The following is a 15,968-nucleotide window of genomic DNA, read 5'->3' on the forward strand; positions in this document are numbered from 1 at the left end:
AGAGGTTGTATGAAACTGTCGTATTACGAGTCCCTGGACTCCCAATTTCTCATCCGGGATAAGTTGTATTTTCTTCTTCAAAATTAGAAACAAATAAAATAAAAGCAACGGGTTAAGCAATATTAACCAATCACCAGGTTTGGGCCGCGCGCCCTCCACATCTTTCGTTAATCACAACGTTGACGAGTCCGGCGCGTTTACCGGACGTTTCCATCCTTCCCGTAGAAATAGAGTCAGATAAGCCTGTGTTTTAAGAAAAGGTATAAATGTTGGCACACGCTCTGGTATCGCCGACCGCTGCAGCCTACGCCTCCGGGCGGGACATTGGCCGAACCCTGGAATCCGCCCGCAGCCGGGTCGAGGAACGTTTTCTCGAAGGCGGCACGGTGCTGCTCTCGGTGATGGATGTCCTCAACCGCTTGTTGAATTCCCTTGAGGGTGTCACCGCGGCGCTGGACAATGGGGAGCAGAGCGATACCGGCGCCGATCTCCGTGCCACGGTGGAGAGCCTGACGGCGCTGCCGCTCACCGAAGAAAATCGTCAGCAGGCGCTCGTCTCACTGGCCCAGACCGGCCGGGATCTGCGCAAATACGTCTCCGACATGCAGGAGACGATGCGCTATCTCAGAACCTTCGCCGTGACCGTGAAGATCACCGGCGCCGGCCTTGCCGAATTCGCCGGCTTCGCACAGGAGATCCTGGAGCGGATCTATTCCGGCACCGATGAAGTCAACCGTTTCGCCGCGCATCTCGACAGCCTCGACAAGGAGGTCAAACTCGCAGCCGCCTTCGGCGCCAGTGTCTCCAAGGGCTACGCCGATACCGTCCCGGCCGTTGCCGCCGCCCTGCGCGACGACGCCGCCAAGATTGCCGAACATCGCAAGCATCTCGGCGTCGTCGCCCGCGAGGTCGGCGCGATTGCACGCGGCGTCCAGAGCAAGGTCGCCTCGACGCTCTCTGCCCTGCAGATTGGCGACATCACCCGCCAACGCATCGAGCATGTACAGGCCACCCTTTCGCTGCTTGAGGAGTTCTTTGCCGGCGAGGAGGGCGCGAAGCTCGATGCCGGCGCACGCAAGCGTCTTCAGAACGTCATTCACCATCTGACCGCCGCGCAGATGAGCGACATGTGCGTAAATTTCCAGCGGGAATCGGAAAACGTCGTCACGACGATCGCCAGTTTCGACCACGACATGCGGGAGATCCTCAAGCTGCGCGACCAGATGAGCGGCGCGAGCGGCGAATCCGGCAGCAATTTCATGCGCGCGCTGGAATCGAGTGTTTCGGCCGCCCATGAAATCGTCCGGCAGGTCGATACGGCAAGCCGGCAAGCCGACCAAGTGAGCCAGTCGACGATCGGCACCGCCGCCAAGCTCTCCGAAGCGATTGCCAACATCCGCGCCGTCAAAACCGACATCCATTATATGGCCTTGAACACCAACCTGCGCTGCAGCCGTCTCGGCGAGGAAGGCAGGTCGATCAACGTCGTCACGGCTGAATTGCGCATTTTCGCCGGCAAGCTCGACGAATCCGCCGATGCCATCGTCACCGGCCTGCCGGCGCTCGAAGCCGCGGCCGGGCGCGTCGCTCCGGCCACGGATGCCGGGGCGGGCCTGGGAGAAAGCCTGACGTCGGCCGTCGGCAACATCCGCTCCGCAGCCGATATGATGGAAAAGGAGCTGAAGGTGCTCGCCGAAAACGGCCGCGAGGTCGCCACCAAGATCGGTCTGCTGATCGGCAAGCTCGATTTCCAGCGTGACCTCGGCGAGGTCTTTGCCCGCTGCGCCGATGTGCTTGATGAGGCCGCCGGCACCGAGGTCGCCGATATCTCCGATCTCGCGGAGGCGATCGCGCCGCTCGACCGCAAGATCTTCAAGCACTATACGATGGTTCAGGAGCGCAACATTCATCGTGACATCATCCCCGCCTGCGCGGAAAGCGCTGCTGCCCCGGCTTCCGCCGAGCCTGCCAAAATCGAAAACGATGAGGATCTTTTCGCCGATGCGCTGTTTTAAAGTCGCCCCGGTTGAGAGGCGCGGCGCACTTATTTAGCGCCGCCGGAACTTGTTGGCGGCCTCGATCGCCGCCTTCTGCTGGTCGTCCTCGATGCCTAGATAAAAATCCTCGAGCGCCGGATCGGCAAGCCCGGCGCGGCGCGACAGCACGTACCACTTCGCCGCCTCGACCGGATTGGGCGCCGTGCCGATGGCATTGACATAGAGGTGGGCGAGCTTGTTTTGCGCCGCGACATTGCCGCCATTGGCGGCAAGTTTCAGCCATTCGAAACCTTTGACATAATCCTTCGGACCGCCGACGCCGTTGACGAGCCAGATGCCGAGATCGAGTTGAGCCGTGTCGAAGCCGGCACGCGCTGCACGCGCCATCCACTCGCGGGCGAGTCGCTTCTTTTCTTCCGGCAGGTCTTTCAGCGTTGCGTAAAGCTGCGCCACCGCATATTGCGAATCGGCAATGCCCTGCTCGGCGGATTTCTCATAGAATGGCAGCGCCAGCTTCAGCCCCTTCTCGCCGGGATTGTCGGCCACGAGGATCTGCGCCCAGTTGAATTCCGCTGAAGGATTGCCGGCCTCGGCTGCCTTGCGCATGTAGTCGTCGGCCTTGACCTTGTCGCGCGGCACGCCTTCGCCTTCCATAAGCATCAGCGCATATTTGAACATCGCCGCCGCATCGCCGCCTTCGGCCGCCTTGCCATACCAGAAGGCGGCGTTCTTCACGTCCTTCTTGACGCCGAGACCCTGGGAGAGGATTTCGCCGATCAGCGTCTGCGCGGCCGGATCGCCGAGCTGGGCGCGCGGCAGCGCCTTATCCATTGCTGTCAGGTAATAGCCGCGCTGATAGGCGCCGTAAGCCTCGTCGATCGGCCCCTTGTAATCCTTCTCCGGCGGCAGGTCCGGCAGTTTCGCGCCCATCCGGTCGAAGACCCCGACACCATCGGAGGGCTTTACGTCCTCGCCGGTCAGCCGATCGGTGCGGAAGGTCGAAGCTGGCGCCGTGCCCGGCTGGCTGATGACGCTGTCGGGCGCCTGCGCCAGAGCAATATCCGGTCCGGCCGCAGCGAGGACGGCCATGCTTGCAAGACAATATTTCAAAAGGCGGGCGGGCGGGATCGGCATGAGCGCGATTTCAATCCTCAAACCGTGGCGCTTTTTCGTCAAGCAACGCGTTGATCTCGGCAATGATTGATGGCGCCCGGGCGGGATCGTCGAAGACCGCCAGCCGCAGCGCCACGAACTCCGCTCCGGTCTCCGCAACGGCGAGCGCCGAAGCCGGGTCGGTGCCGCCCATGACGATGCAGGGAATTTCGATCATCGAAGCCCACCATTCGCCAAGCGCAAGGTTCTTCGGATGCGCCTCCGGCTTGATATCGCCATCGAGCTTGCCGAAGAAGATATAGTCCGGCCGGACTTCGCCGATCTCCAGCGCCGTATGCCGGTCGGCCGCATTGCCGCCGCCGACGATCAGCTTCGGCGCGTGCTTGTCGATCGCCTCCAAAAGCGCCTCGGCATTGCCGGAAAGATGCAGGCCATCGGCCTTCGCCCGTCCCGCCACGCGGCTGTCGCCCGCAATCAGCGCGGCCGCGCCGGCATCCTGAATGACAGGCACCAGCTTTTCGGCGTGTTTCTGGAAGATGCCGTCGTCGAGACCGTATTGCGGCACGATCACCGAGGCGACATCGCCGCCCTTTAGGGCATCGGCGACGACCCTTGCCTGTTCATCGGCGTCGGCGATATCAGGGGCGATGAGCACCAGGCGGCAGCGGTTTTCGGGTTCGGTCATGAGGTCTTTCCGTTTCTTGCGAAATCCCTCTTCGAAGGACGGATCCGCACTCGTTTTGTGTGAGTAGTTCCGTTAGAGGAGGCTTGCAAGAGGAGGACGCCGAAAGCATGCCGCAGGATTTGTCATTCTACTACGCCGCCGTGCCCGCCGTTCTGCTGGTCGGCCTCGCAAAAGGCGGCATGGGCGACGCTTTGTCGCTGATCGGCTTGCCCTTTCTCGCCTTGGTCGTCTCGCCGGTCGAGGCGGCTGCGATCCTTCTGCCGATCCTGGTCTTCATGGACACGATCTCGCTCGTCGTCTGGCGCAAGCACGGCGACTGGACGACGCTGAAGATCATGCTGCCCGGCGCCATCTTCGGTATCGGCCTCGGCTGGGCGACCTCGGCGCTCGTTCCGGGCAACATCCTGCGCATCGTCATCGGCGCAGTGACCATCCTCTTCTGCCTGCGCTATTTCTGGAACAATTTCGGCCCCGGCGCCGGCCGGGTGATCCCGCCGCGCGGCCAGCGGCCGATCGCTGCCGGTTTCTGGGGCGCGTTCTCGGGCTACGGCAGCTTCGTCGCCCATGCCGGCGGCGCCCCCTTCCAGGTCTATGCCCTGCCGCTCAAGCTCCAGCCGCGCGAATATACCGGCACCAGCGTGCGCTTCTTCGCGATCCTCAATGCCGTCAAGCTCATCCCCTATTTCGCGCTCGGCCAGCTCGACACGCAGAATCTCGCGACCTCGGCGACGTTGCTGCCTTTCGCGCCGCTTGCCACGCTTGCCGGCGCCTGGTGCGTGCGCCGCATGAAGCCGGAGATATTCTATCCCTTCATGTATGCGATGGCCTTCATCGCCGCCTTGCTGATCGTGCGCGAAGGCCTTGGCGGGTAAGGGCGGCGCTGATGCATACTCGACCTGAGGAATTATGCAGCAATTCTAGGTGGAACAGCGTCCCGAGCGCGGCTCAAAAGACGCGCAGCGCTCTCGTACGCTGCAACGCACAATTTTCTTGCCGCCGCGGCCGGTTTGACGTAGCGTTCCCGCCATGTCGAACACGGACCCCTTCTCTGCGATTGCCGATCCGCACCGGCGGTTTCTGCTGGAGGAATTGCGACGCGCGCCTCGGACGGTCAACGAGCTTGCCGAGGGCCTGCCGATCAGCCGTCCCGCTGTTTCGCAACACCTGAAGGCGTTGCTCGATAGCAACCTCGTCTCGGTGACGTCGGAAGGCACGAAACGCATCTACGCGGTCAACAACCGCGGCTTCGACAAGCTCAATCTTTGGCTGGATCAGTTCTGGGCCTGATCGCCCTCCCCTGAAGCGTGTCGCGATCTTTCAGATTCGCTTCACACGCTTTCGGTCTTTGTTTTCACGCATGTTTTTATCGCAAAACCGCGGCACATTTTGCGGGACACATGCTCTAAGACCCCGGGCTCAGTCATGCGAGCACGAACTGCGGCGCCGGATGCAAAAGCGCCAGCCGCGATGCCGCGAGCATCGGGCTGGCGCAATTCTGGTGTCAAATCACCGGGTCTTGCAAATTTTAGGCGGAATGGATGGTTTACCTCTTACGCAAGAAGATCGTCCGGCGACCCTTGGGAAGATTTAATGGACGGATGACTTGAGACGCTGAATCTCGTCCTTGATGCGCAGCTTGCGGCGCTTGCATTCAGCAATTTCCGTATCGGAGATCGAAGGAGCTGTTCTGAGTGCATGCAGCTCCTCCTCGAGAGCGACATGCTTTTTCTGGAGTGATTCAAGATGAGCTTCAACTGTCATTTGACCCTTCCTTCCTCTTACCCTCCCCGGCCATCATCGTCGGGGATCAAGGTGTCAACGCGCCGGACTGTGACATATTTTTGACGGCTTGTCGAAGGCGAAAAGATGAAGATGAGATGGCAAATTCATGATCAAGACTAACTAGCCGTTACCCGTATTTGGTGATAGGAGCTTGCGGAAATCATCGGCAGATCGGACAAGATCCGAAGACGATAACGGGGAATGCATATGGCCGATCAGGAACAGGCGGAAATCAGGCTCATGGTGGCGCGTCTGCGTCAGGAGCATGAGGATTTCGACGCCGCGATCAACGCCATGATCGAGACCGGATGCGACGCTCTGCGAATCCAGCGCATGAAAAAGAAGAAGCTCGTCATCAAGGACAAGCTTTCCAAGCTGGAAGATCAGATCGTCCCTGATATCATCGCCTGATCGTATCGCCCGATCGCTTGAGAGGAATAGCGGCAACGATGACAGACAGACCACCCGTCGCCATTATCATGGGCAGCCAATCCGATTGGGAAACCATGAAGAATGCGGCCGATACGCTGGAAGCCCTGGAAATCCCTTATGATGCGCGCATCATCTCCGCGCACCGCACGCCCGACCGCATGGCGAATTTCGCCAAGGGCGCGCGCGCCGAGGGCTTCAAGGTCATCATCGCCGGCGCCGGCGGCGCCGCCCATCTGCCGGGCATGACCGCATCGATGACGCCGCTGCCGGTCTTCGGCGTCCCGGTCCAGTCGAAAACCATGTCCGGCCAGGACAGTCTTCTGTCCATCGTGCAGATGCCGGCCGGTATTCCTGTGGGAACGCTCGCCATCGGCAAAGCGGGCGCCGTCAACGCCGCCCTGCTCGCCGCCGCCGTGCTTGCGCTTTCCGACGAAGAAATCGCCGAGCGGCTCGACGAATGGCGCGAACGTCAGAGTGCCAGCATCGCCGAATACCCAATGGACGACCAATGACTGTAAGAACGATCGGCATTGTCGGCGGCGGCCAACTCGGCCGCATGCTGGCCATCGCTGCCGCCAGACTGAATTTCCGCACGATCATTCTCGAGCCGCAGGCGGACTGCCCGGCTGCCCAGCTCGCCAACAGGCAAATCACCGCCGCCTATGATGATCCGACGGCGCTGGCCGAACTTGCCGCCGCCTGCGATGTCGTCACCTACGAATTCGAGAACGTGCCTGTCGCAGCCGCAGAAACGCTTTCGGCAAGCATTCCCGTCTATCCGCCGCCGAAGGCGCTGGAAGCCGCCCAGGACCGCTTGGTCGAAAAGCGCTTCCTCAACGATTGCGGCATCACCACCGCCCGCTTTCACGCGATCGACAGCCAGGCCGATCTCGAGGCGGCACTTAAGGATTTCGGCGGTCAGGGCGTATTGAAGACCCGCCGTCTCGGTTATGACGGCAAGGGACAGAAGGTTTTCCGCTCGGCGGCCGACTGCCCAGACGGCGCCTATGCCGCGCTCGGCGCCGTGCCGCTGATCCTCGAAAGCTTTGTCGCCTTCGAACGCGAGGTTTCGATCATCGCCGCGCGCACCGCCGACGGCACGGTCGTCTGCTTCGATCCCGCCGAGAATGTACACCGCAACGGCATCCTCCATACCTCGACCGTTCCCGCCGCGATTTCCGCAACGACGGGTGAAGCCGCACGCCGGTCGGCGGAAAAAATCCTCGCAGCATTGAACTATGTCGGCGTCATCGGCATCGAATTCTTCGTGCTTGCCGACGGCAGCCTGATCGCCAACGAGATGGCTCCGCGCGTGCACAATTCCGGACACTGGACGGAGGCCGCCTGCGCCGTCAGCCAGTTCGAGCAGCATATCCGCGCCGTCGCCGGCCTGCCGCTCGGCAATGGCGAGCGGCATTCCGACTGCGTCATGCAGAACCTGATCGGCGACGATATCCTTGCCGTTCCCGACTGGCTGCGACGTGCCGATACGCTGGTCCATCTCTACGGCAAGACCGAGTGGCGTCCCGGCCGCAAGATGGGCCATGTCACCACATTGGCGCTGAAATCGCCACTTTCCCGGTGAGAAAACACCCTCTCGCCTTGGGAAAAACACCGTCACGTGGTTGACACGGAAAGGGCGACGGGGTATCTGCTCCCCCACCTAAAGAGCGCGCCCCGACGGCGCGCTTTTGATTGTTAAAGATACGGGCGAATGTGAATTCCCCCATAGAGATCGCGGATCAGAAAAATGAAGATCAAGAATTCGCTCAAGTCGCTCAAGGCTCGCCACCGTGACAACCGTCTGGTTCGCCGCAAGGGCCGCATCTACATCATCAACAAGCTGAACCCGCGCTACAAGGCTCGTCAGGGCTGATTGCGCGCATCCGGATTGCTGCGCCGCGCAGATTGCGCCGGCGGATATCCGGAGGGTCGCTGTGGTGATCACGTCTAATTTGTTTGATCTTCGGCGCTGGCGGGCTAATATGTCCGCCATGCGCTTTTTTGCTTTGATGCCGGCGGCCTTGCCGCTCTTCCTCGTCCTCTCCACCTCTCCGCTTCCGGCCATCGCGGCGGAAAAGGATGTCATCGTCGAGCAGAGCAACGCCGACAATTCGCCGAAGCAGCGTCTCGACCAGCTCTTCAGCCAGCTGAAGCGTGAGCGCGATCCCGACAAGGCCAGCAGCATCGCCAACGAAATTCGCCTGCAATGGAATGATTCCGGCAGCGCGACCGTCAATCTGCTGATGCAATGGGCCGACAAGGCGATTGAGGAAAAGCGCAATCCCGCCGCTCTCGATTTCCTCGACGAGGCAATAGCGCTGAAGCCCGATTACGCCGAAAGCTGGAATCGCCGTGCCACGCTGAATTTCGTCATGGGCAATTACCGCAAGTCGATGTCCGACATCGAACACGTGCTGGATCTCGAGCCGCGCCATTTCGGCGCCCTCTCCGGCATGGCCGCGATCCTCAGCAATGCCGGCAACGATGAGCTGACGTTGAAAGCCTGGGAGCGGTTCCTCGACATCTATCCAGCCGAGCGCACCGCCCAGGAACAGGTCAATACGCTGTCGGAAAAACTTGCCGGCAACCGCACCTGATGTCGCTCACCCCGATCTTGAAGCCCGGCCGGACCGCACAATTTTAGAATTCTCGAAGGGCCACGTGGCACTTCGCCCCCCCTTCTCGAGAACCGCCGCAACCATCGCCCGTAAAGATCATGCTTGCAGAAGTTTCCGCTCTTCTCGCTCCCCTCGCCGCCGCCATCGGCTACTCCTCTTACAAGGCACGGCGATTCGAACAGGCCTATCCCAATATCGGTGAACTGACGGATATCGGCGGCTACCGCATGAATGCCGTCCATATCAGGCGTCCGGAACAGGCGGATCTGCCCCCTCTCGTCTTCATTCACGGCGCCAGCGGCAATCTGCTCGACCAGCTCGTCGCCTTCCGCACCGCACTCGAGGGCCGGGCCGAAATGCTCTTCGTCGATCGTCCCGGTCACGGCTATTCCGAACGCGGCGGCCCCGAAAATGCGGTGCCTTCCGGCCAGGCGGACGCGATCGCCCGGCTGATGGAGGCGCGCGGCATCGAGAGGGCGATCATTGTCGGTCATTCTTTCGGCGGCGCGATCACCGCAACCTTCGGCCTGCGCCATCCCGAAAAGACAGCCGGCCTGCTCTTTCTGGCACCCGCCACCCATCCCTGGCCGGGCGGCATCGACTGGTATTATCATGTCGCGACGGCGCCGGTCGTCGGCTGGCTGTTCAATCACGCCATCGTCGTGCCGCTGGGGCTCAGCCGGCTGGAGCGCGGCACGCTGAATGTCTTCCGTCCCAATCCGCGCCCGCTCGATTACATCGAAAGGACCGGCCCATCGCTGGTGCTGCGGCCCCGCACCTTCCGCAACAACGCCACCGATTTCAAACGGCTGCTCGCCTATTTGAAAGAGCAATCGCCGCTCTATTCGCAGATCACCGCGCCGACCGTCATCATAACAGGCGATAGCGACGAGATCGTCTGGGAACACCTGCATTCACGCGGCCTTGCCCGCGACATAGCAGGGTCCGAACTCATCACCGTCCGCGGCGTCGGCCACAAGCCGGATTATCTCGCGACCGATGTCGCCATCGCTGCCATGGAAAAGATCGCCGGCAAGCCACGCGACCTGCAGGCAATCGCCCGCAAGGCCGAAGAGCGGCTCGCCGCGGCTTCAGCCGATCGGACGACGCTGCCGTCGCTGGAGCCTGGCGCTCCGCCCGGGCGTGATCCTTCAGCAGCAGGAAACTCGATCGAACGTCTCGCATAAAGCCGATCGCTGCATTGCCTCGAGCCGGCGCAGCCCCATATGTTTTTCCGTTGTTGTCATAGGAGGGGAAATCATGGGCCGCCTGCATATCGGGACGATCTCCGTCATATCGGCATTGTCGCTGAGCCTGACCACGGCTTTCGCCGCGTCACCGGCGCCTGTGGAAGCCGAACACGGCATGGTGGTCACGGCCCAGCATTTGGCGACGGATGTCGGCGTCGAGGTGCTGAAAAGCGGCGGAAACGCCGTCGATGCGGCTGTCGCCGTCGGTTACGCGCTGGCGGTGGTCTATCCCTCGGCGGGCAATCTCGGCGGCGGCGGCTTCATGACCATCCGCCTGAAAGACGGCACGAAAACCTTCCTCGATTTCCGCGAACGCGCGCCGCTCGCCGCGACGAAGACCATGTATCTCGATGCCAAGGGCGATATCGTGCCGCGTGCCAGCCTCGACGGTTATCTCGCCGTCGGCGTTCCCGGCTCGGTCATGGGTTTTGAAACCGCGCGCGAGAAATACGGCACCCGCTCACGCCAGGATCTGATCGCGCCGGCGCTCCGCTTCGCCAAGGAGGGCTTCACGCTGGAACAGGGTGACGCCGCCATCCTCGCTGGCAGCGCCAAACGCCTCGCCAAGGATGAGGCGGCGGCGAAAATCTTTCTGAAGCCGGATGGCAAGCCCTACGCAACCGGCGAAAAACTTGAGCAACCGGATCTCGCCGCAGTGCTGGCCGCCATCTCCGAAAAAGGCCCCGACGCCTTCTACAAGGCCGCGCCCGCCGAGGCGATCGTCACGGCGAGCCAGTCCAAGGGCGGCATTCTCGCCAGGCAAGATTTCGAGCAATATGCCGTGCGCGAACTGAAGCCGATCGAATGCAATTACCGCGGCTACGACATCATCTCCTCGCCGCCGCCCTCCTCGGGCGGCATCATCATCTGCGAAATCCTCAACGTTCTCGAAGATTATCCGCTCTCCTATCTCGGCTACGCCTCAGCCGAAACGGTGCACGTGATGGTCGAGGCGATGCGCTATGCCTATGTCGACCGCAATGCGGCGCTGGGCGATCCCGATTTCGTCGAGAATCCGGTCGAAAAATTGCTCGACAAGAACTACGCCAAGGAGATCGCCGCAAAGATCGACCCTTACAAAGCCGGCACGTCGGCGAATTTGAAACCGCTGGGCGGTAAGGAAAGCAACGAGACGACGCATTATTCGATCATCGACGACGAAGGCAATGCGGTTGCCGTCACCTATACCCTGAACGGCTCCTTCGGCGCCGCCGTCGTGGCGCCGGGCACCGGCGTCCTGCTCAACAACGAGATGGACGATTTCACCTCCAAACCCGGCGTGCCGAACCTCTACGGTCTGGTACAGGGCGAGGCGAACGCCATCGCCCCGAAAAAGACGCCGCTCTCCTCGATGAGCCCGACGATCATCACCCGCGACGGCAAGCCCTTCATGGTGATCGGCAGCCCCGGCGGCTCGCGCATCATCACCATCACGCTGGAGGCATTCCTCAACGTCGTCGATTTCGGCATGGATATCAGCCAGGCGGTCAATGCACCGCGTTTCCATCACCAATGGCAGCCTGATAAGATCTTTCTCGAGCCCTATGCGCTTTCGCCGGATACGGAAAGGACGCTTGCCGCCATGGGCTATAGCTTCGACGGCGGCAACGACGCGCCGCTCTGGGGCCAGGCTGCCGGCATCCTGGTCGGCGGCAAGAGCTTCGCCGCCATCGAAAAGGGCGGCGGCGCCCGCTATAACGGCGCCATGGATGCTCGGGCGGCAGAAGGTTCGGCCGGCGGCTATTGATGGCGCCAAAATGGTAGCGCGGCGGAAATCCATTCATGTCACGGTGACAAAGTCGACGTTCACAAACGGCGTGCCGCGTCCTATGCATGTCAGAACTCTCCAAGCAGGACGATTCCCGAATGGCAAGCATTGAAATGATTGTCGCCGCCCGCGCCCGTCTGCGCGGCCATGCGCGCCGCACGCCGCTTCTTTCCTCCCCGTTCCTGAACGAGATCGCCGGTCGGCGCCTGTTCGTGAAGGCGGAATGTCTGCAGCATTCCGGCTCCTTCAAATTTCGCGGCGGCTGGTCTGCCGTCTCCGGCCTCGATCCGGCCGTGCGCGCCCGCGGCGTCATCGCCTTCTCCTCGGGCAATCATGCGCAGGGTGTGGCGTTGGCCGCCAAGCTGCACGGCGTGCCGGCCGTCATCATCATGCCGAGCGATGCGCCGAAGCTGAAAATCGCCAACACCCGCGCCTTCGGCGCTGAAGTGGTGCTCTACGACCGCGCCAACGAGGATCGCGACGCAATCGGCGCCCGGCTTTCGGCCGAGCGCGGCCTGACGCTGATCAAGCCCTTCGACGAACCGCTGGTGATCGCCGGCCAGGGCACGACCGGCCTCGAGATTTCCGAGCAGATTGAAGAAGAAGGCGTGACATCCGCCGACGTTCTCGTGCCCTGCGGCGGCGGCGGACTGACCTCCGGCATCGCCCTTGCGCTCGAAGCCAGCGCTCCCGGCCTTCGCGTCCGCCCCTGCGAGCCCAGGGATTTCGACGACACCACCCGCTCGCTCGCCTCCGGCAGGATCGAGCGCAACGCGTCGATATCAGGCTCGATCTGCGATGCGATCCTGACGCCGCAGCCGGGCAACATCACCTTCCCGATCCTCAAGCGCCTTGCCGGCGCCGGCATCGTCGTCACCGACGAAGAGGCGCTGCGCGCCATGGCGCTCGCCTTCACCCGACTGAAGATCGTCGTCGAACCCGGCGGCGCCGTGGCCCTCGCCGCCGCCATCTTCCATGGCGAGGCACTGGAAAGCGACGCGGTTATCGCCGTCACCTCCGGCGGCAACGTCGATGCCGATCTCTTCGCCATGGCGCTCGAACGCTTCGGCTGAGATTTTGATGCATGTCGCCCGGAAGTATGCAGCGGTTCTGGGACAACGACACGCATAAAGACAAAGAACTAAAGCGCGTTGCGTGAGTCAAACTTGATGCGACGGGCTTTAGCGCCTTCCCTGTAGCGCGCCGTGTACGGACTGCAGCACGAGCTCGCCAAGCCGCGCCGCAGCCGGTTGCAGTTCGGCTTCGGCCCGATGCAGGACCAGGTCAAGCTTCGGCAGGTCGGGCAGGCCGACCGCCTTCGGAGTCAGCGGCCGAAGCTTCGCCGGCAGGCCGATCGGTGTGCGGATGGTAAGGCCGAGGCCGGCCGCCGTCGCCGCCCACAGGCCGCCGAGACTGGAGCTGACGAAGGCGAGCCGCCAGGAAATACCGGCCTCGTCAAGCGCCTTTGTCGCCGCGCTGCGCAACAGGCACGGCGCCTCCAGCGTGGCGAGCGGCATCGGCTCGCCACTTGCCGCATGCCAGCCGATCGGCCCCCCGGCAGGCCCGATCCAGCACATCGGCACTTCGCCGATCCGCTCGCAATGCGCCGTCAGCGCGCCGGCGCTCCAGGCGAGCGCCAGATCGAGCTTGCCTGAGGTGACGCGCTCGAGCAGTTCGGTATTGCGCACCACCCGCGCCTCGATGCGGACCTTCGGATGGGCGCGCACGAAACGGCCGAGCACCTCGGGCAGCAAGGTCTCTCCGAAATCCTCCTGCAGCCCGAGCCGCACCCAGCCCTCCAGCTCGATGCTGTGCACGGCCGCGGCCGCCTCGTCGTTGAGCTCCAGGAGCCGCCTGGCATAGCCGAGCAACGTCTCGCCGGCGTCGGTCAGCGCCAGTCCGCGCCCCGCCTTGCGGAAGATCGGCGTTCCCGCCTGCTCCTCCAGCTTCTTCAGCTGGGCGCTGACAGCCGAGGTCGAACGCCCGAGCCGTTCGGCCGCCTTGGCGAAATTGCCGAGCTCCATGCCAGTCGAAAAGGTTCGAAGCACATCAAGATCGAAGATCGTCCGCCGCACCACACAGTTCCAATTTTCAGGATCATTTGTTCATAAAATTCTGATTTTCAGCATTATCGTGGCGTGCGATGGTTTCCTTGTCAAGGCCGACGGGCGGCCTTTATCCTGGAGTTTTCTATGCCCTTCGTTCGCATTTCTCTTCGCAAAGGCAAGGCGCCGGACTATCTCGCAGCAGTCGCCGACAGCATTCAACACGCCCTCGTCGAGACCTTCGACGTGCCCGAGAATGATCGCTTCCAGACCATCCATCAGCATGATGAGCACGAGCTGATCTTCGACCGCAACTATCTCGCCGGTCCGCGCTCCGACGATTTCGTCTATATCTCGATCACGATCGGCCGCCCCCGCACGGCCGAGATGAAGGCGACACTCTACCGACGGCTTGTCGATCTCCTGGCGCAATCGCCGGGCCTGCGACCGGAGGACGTGATGGTTGTCATCAGCACCAGCGCCCCGGAAGACTGGTCCTTCGGCAACGGCGTCGCCCAGATGACGGACCCCGACTGGCGGGCGCGGGCGCTCGGGGGCCGGCAATGAGCGCTTCGAACCCGAGGGCGATGACCGTCAGCCGTCCCGGCAGGGCGGTGCGCTCGCCGGAGGGCGTCTCAACAGCGCCGTTCTGGGTCGAGATGCTGCTCGAAAGCAGCGCTGACGGCGAAAACACCGCCATGCGCGCCACGCTCGATCCCGGCACCATCACGCGCTGGCACACACATCCCAGGGGCCAGTTGCTCTATGTGCTTTCCGGCCATGGGCTGGCGCAGAGCGAAGGCGGTGCCGTCGAGACGCTGCGTGCCGGCGATGCCGTCTGGTTTGCGCCCGGCGAGCGCCATTGGCATGGCGCCGCCGACGACAGCCCCTTCAGCTATCTCAGCATCCAGGCGGCGGAAAACGGCAGCATTGTCGAATGGCTGCAGCCCGTGGAGGAACGCTCATGATCGCCATGCAGTATAGTTTCACTCTGCCCGCCGATTACGACATGTCGATCGTCGACCGCCGCATCCGTGACAAGGGGCCGCTGCTCGACGGCTTTCCCAATCTCGGTTTCAAGGCTTACCTCAGCGCCCGCAGGGATGAAATCGCCGGCCGCGACAATCTCTATGCGCCCTTCTATCTCTGGCAGAAGCCGGAAGGGGCGAGCGACTTCCTCTGCAGCCCGGGCTTCGAAACCCTGACCAGCGCCTTCGGCTGGCCACAGGTCAGAACCTGGATCGTCTGGCATGCGGAGGCTTCACCTCATATCGCCGCGGCCAGGTTTGCGACACGCGACATCCTGTCGACGGAGCCCTACGCGCCGCTCGCCGATATCCGCGAGGCCGAAAGTGCTGCCGCTGGAGCCGACGTTGCGGCAGGCGGCGCGCTTGCCTCCGTCTCCGGTTTCGAACCGACGACATGGACACGAGTGCGATTCAGATTATGGCCGGAAATGCCTGCAATTGACGCCCGCACCCAGGCCTATCGCGTCGGTCACCTGTCCCTGCCCTGACGTCAAACGGTCGCCCGCCGATAGAAGGCGAGCGAACCGGCAAGCGCCAGCAGCGCACCGCCGCAGGCGCGCTCCAGCCACAGGGTGCCCGATGTTTTCAGAAGGCGCACCGCCTGCGAACCGAAGAAGGCGTAGCCGAACATGATGAGAAAATCGAGCGCGGCAAAAGTGAGCGCGAGCAGCGCGTATTGCCCAGCCTGCGGCAGGGCCGGGTCGATGAATTGCGGCAGAAAGGCAGAGAAGAACAGATAGCCCTTCGGGTTGGTCGCAGCGACCATAAAGCTCTTCAACCCGATCGAGAAGATCGAAGACGCACCCGCCGGCGCCCCCGGCTGGAGCGCCGCATCGATCGTGCCCTTCGAGCGCAAAAGCATGATGCCGAGAAAGGCAAGATAGGCAGCCCCGGCCCATTTGAGCGTCGAGAACCAGAATTCCGATGCCGCCAGCACCGCGCCGAGACCGATTGCCACGGCACCGATCAGCACGAAATCGGAAAGTACGGCGCCGATCATGCCCGCAACCGCTCGGCGCAGCCCATGTCGCGAACCGTTTGTCAGCGCCAGCAGCACCGTCGGCCCCGGCGTGGCGATGCCGACGAAGGAAACGGCTGCAAAAGCCAGAAGCGTGACGATGTCCATGATGATCCCTCCAAGCCCGGAGGGTGAAACTTGCACAGGCCGCAACCCGTGGCAATGCCTTGCCATCAACGAAAAAGCCCGCCGCCTCCTTGAGGCAGCGGGCTCTTGTAGGGATGCGATC

General features: G+C 62.6%; 19 protein-coding genes. 14 read left to right on the forward strand and 5 right to left on the reverse strand.

Annotation, left to right across the window (positions count from 1 at the left end; translation table 11 throughout):
• Positions 1 to 269 precede the first annotated feature (269 nt).
• Positions 270 to 2,015, forward strand: a complete 1,746-nt coding sequence (locus tag EFD56_RS12500; RefSeq protein ID WP_206513417.1) for a chemotaxis protein — start codon at positions 270 to 272, stop codon at positions 2,013 to 2,015.
• 33 nt (positions 2,016 to 2,048) lie between these two features.
• Here EFD56_RS12500 and EFD56_RS12505 read toward each other — a convergent pair whose 3' ends face one another.
• Together EFD56_RS12505 and EFD56_RS12510 are read right to left on the reverse strand one after the other, a co-directional pair.
• Entirely contained in the window at positions 2,049 to 3,131 is a 1,083-nt protein-coding gene (locus EFD56_RS12505; RefSeq protein ID WP_126905405.1) for a tetratricopeptide repeat protein, read from the reverse strand.
• Between the two features lie 10 nt (positions 3,132 to 3,141).
• On the reverse strand, positions 3,142 to 3,795 hold the full coding sequence (locus EFD56_RS12510; RefSeq protein WP_126905406.1) for a thiamine phosphate synthase: 654 nt from the start codon (positions 3,793 to 3,795) through the stop codon (positions 3,142 to 3,144).
• A 107-nt stretch (positions 3,796 to 3,902) separates the two neighbouring features.
• Between EFD56_RS12510 and EFD56_RS12515 the strand changes: the two genes are divergently transcribed.
• Both EFD56_RS12515 and EFD56_RS12520 read left to right on the forward strand, forming a co-directional pair.
• Positions 3,903 to 4,667: a sulfite exporter TauE/SafE family protein gene (locus EFD56_RS12515; RefSeq protein ID WP_126905407.1), complete on the forward strand. Its 765-nt coding sequence runs from the start codon at positions 3,903 to 3,905 to the stop codon at positions 4,665 to 4,667.
• Positions 4,668 to 4,821: 154 nt separating this feature from the next.
• Entirely contained in the window at positions 4,822 to 5,082 is a 261-nt protein-coding gene (locus EFD56_RS12520) for an ArsR/SmtB family transcription factor (protein ID WP_126905408.1), read from the forward strand.
• 300 nt (positions 5,083 to 5,382) lie between these two features.
• On the opposite strand, the gene EFD56_RS12525 is transcribed toward EFD56_RS12520, so the two are convergent.
• Positions 5,383 to 5,556: a YdcH family protein gene (locus EFD56_RS12525; RefSeq protein WP_008533139.1), complete on the reverse strand. Its 174-nt coding sequence runs from the start codon at positions 5,554 to 5,556 to the stop codon at positions 5,383 to 5,385.
• 228 nt (positions 5,557 to 5,784) lie between these two features.
• Between EFD56_RS12525 and EFD56_RS12530 the strand changes: the two genes are divergently transcribed.
• The 8 genes from EFD56_RS12530 to EFD56_RS12565 all read left to right on the forward strand — a co-directional run bounded on the left by EFD56_RS12530 (position 5,785) and on the right by EFD56_RS12565 (position 12,721).
• A complete protein-coding gene (locus tag EFD56_RS12530; RefSeq protein ID WP_010028538.1) occupies positions 5,785 to 5,988 on the forward strand; it encodes a YdcH family protein in 204 nt (67 codons plus the stop codon).
• 38 nt (positions 5,989 to 6,026) lie between these two features.
• A complete protein-coding gene (gene purE, locus EFD56_RS12535; protein WP_004679370.1) occupies positions 6,027 to 6,521 on the forward strand; it encodes a 5-(carboxyamino)imidazole ribonucleotide mutase in 495 nt (164 codons plus the stop codon).
• On the forward strand, positions 6,518 to 7,594 hold the full coding sequence (locus EFD56_RS12540) for a 5-(carboxyamino)imidazole ribonucleotide synthase (RefSeq protein ID WP_126905409.1): 1,077 nt from the start codon (positions 6,518 to 6,520) through the stop codon (positions 7,592 to 7,594). Before purE ends, EFD56_RS12540 begins: the two co-directional genes overlap by 4 nt.
• Before the next feature lie 165 nt (positions 7,595 to 7,759).
• Entirely contained in the window at positions 7,760 to 7,885 is a 126-nt protein-coding gene (gene ykgO, locus EFD56_RS12545) for a type B 50S ribosomal protein L36 (RefSeq protein WP_003582204.1), read from the forward strand.
• Positions 7,886 to 7,994: 109 nt separating this feature from the next.
• On the forward strand, positions 7,995 to 8,609 hold the full coding sequence (locus tag EFD56_RS12550; protein ID WP_064822718.1) for a tetratricopeptide repeat protein: 615 nt from the start codon (positions 7,995 to 7,997) through the stop codon (positions 8,607 to 8,609).
• A gap of 119 nt (positions 8,610 to 8,728) precedes the next feature.
• Positions 8,729 to 9,817: an alpha/beta fold hydrolase gene (locus tag EFD56_RS12555; protein WP_085743214.1), complete on the forward strand. Its 1,089-nt coding sequence runs from the start codon at positions 8,729 to 8,731 to the stop codon at positions 9,815 to 9,817.
• Between the two features lie 73 nt (positions 9,818 to 9,890).
• Positions 9,891 to 11,627 (forward strand): gamma-glutamyltransferase, encoded by a 1,737-nt coding sequence (gene ggt / locus EFD56_RS12560; protein ID WP_126905410.1) that lies wholly within the window; start codon positions 9,891 to 9,893, stop codon positions 11,625 to 11,627.
• A 119-nt stretch (positions 11,628 to 11,746) separates the two neighbouring features.
• Entirely contained in the window at positions 11,747 to 12,721 is a 975-nt protein-coding gene (locus EFD56_RS12565) for a threonine ammonia-lyase (RefSeq protein ID WP_126905411.1), read from the forward strand.
• 108 nt (positions 12,722 to 12,829) lie between these two features.
• Here EFD56_RS12565 and EFD56_RS12570 read toward each other — a convergent pair whose 3' ends face one another.
• A complete protein-coding gene (locus EFD56_RS12570) occupies positions 12,830 to 13,723 on the reverse strand; it encodes a LysR substrate-binding domain-containing protein (RefSeq protein ID WP_126905412.1) in 894 nt (297 codons plus the stop codon).
• 117 nt (positions 13,724 to 13,840) lie between these two features.
• Here EFD56_RS12570 and EFD56_RS12575 point away from each other — a divergent pair, with 117 nt between their 5' ends.
• From EFD56_RS12575 to EFD56_RS12585, 3 genes are read left to right on the forward strand one after another with little or no spacing between them, the layout of a single operon-like run.
• A complete protein-coding gene (locus EFD56_RS12575; protein ID WP_126905413.1) occupies positions 13,841 to 14,260 on the forward strand; it encodes a tautomerase family protein in 420 nt (139 codons plus the stop codon).
• Positions 14,257 to 14,661, forward strand: coding sequence for a cupin domain-containing protein (locus EFD56_RS12580; protein ID WP_126905414.1), 405 nt, complete (start codon positions 14,257 to 14,259; stop codon positions 14,659 to 14,661). Before EFD56_RS12575 ends, EFD56_RS12580 begins: the two co-directional genes overlap by 4 nt.
• Positions 14,658 to 15,209, forward strand: coding sequence for a DUF4865 family protein (locus tag EFD56_RS12585; RefSeq protein WP_126905415.1), 552 nt, complete (start codon positions 14,658 to 14,660; stop codon positions 15,207 to 15,209). The genes EFD56_RS12580 and EFD56_RS12585 overlap by 4 nt, the downstream gene beginning before the upstream one ends.
• A gap of 2 nt (positions 15,210 to 15,211) precedes the next feature.
• On the opposite strand, the gene EFD56_RS12590 is transcribed toward EFD56_RS12585, so the two are convergent.
• Complete coding sequence (locus EFD56_RS12590; protein ID WP_064818958.1) at positions 15,212 to 15,847, reverse strand: LysE family translocator; 636 nt, start codon at positions 15,845 to 15,847, stop codon at positions 15,212 to 15,214.
• Between the last annotated feature and the right edge of the window lie 121 nt (positions 15,848 to 15,968).

It is taken from the genome of Rhizobium phaseoli, from assembly GCF_003985125.1.
GTDB lineage: Bacteria > Pseudomonadota > Alphaproteobacteria > Rhizobiales > Rhizobiaceae > Rhizobium > Rhizobium phaseoli.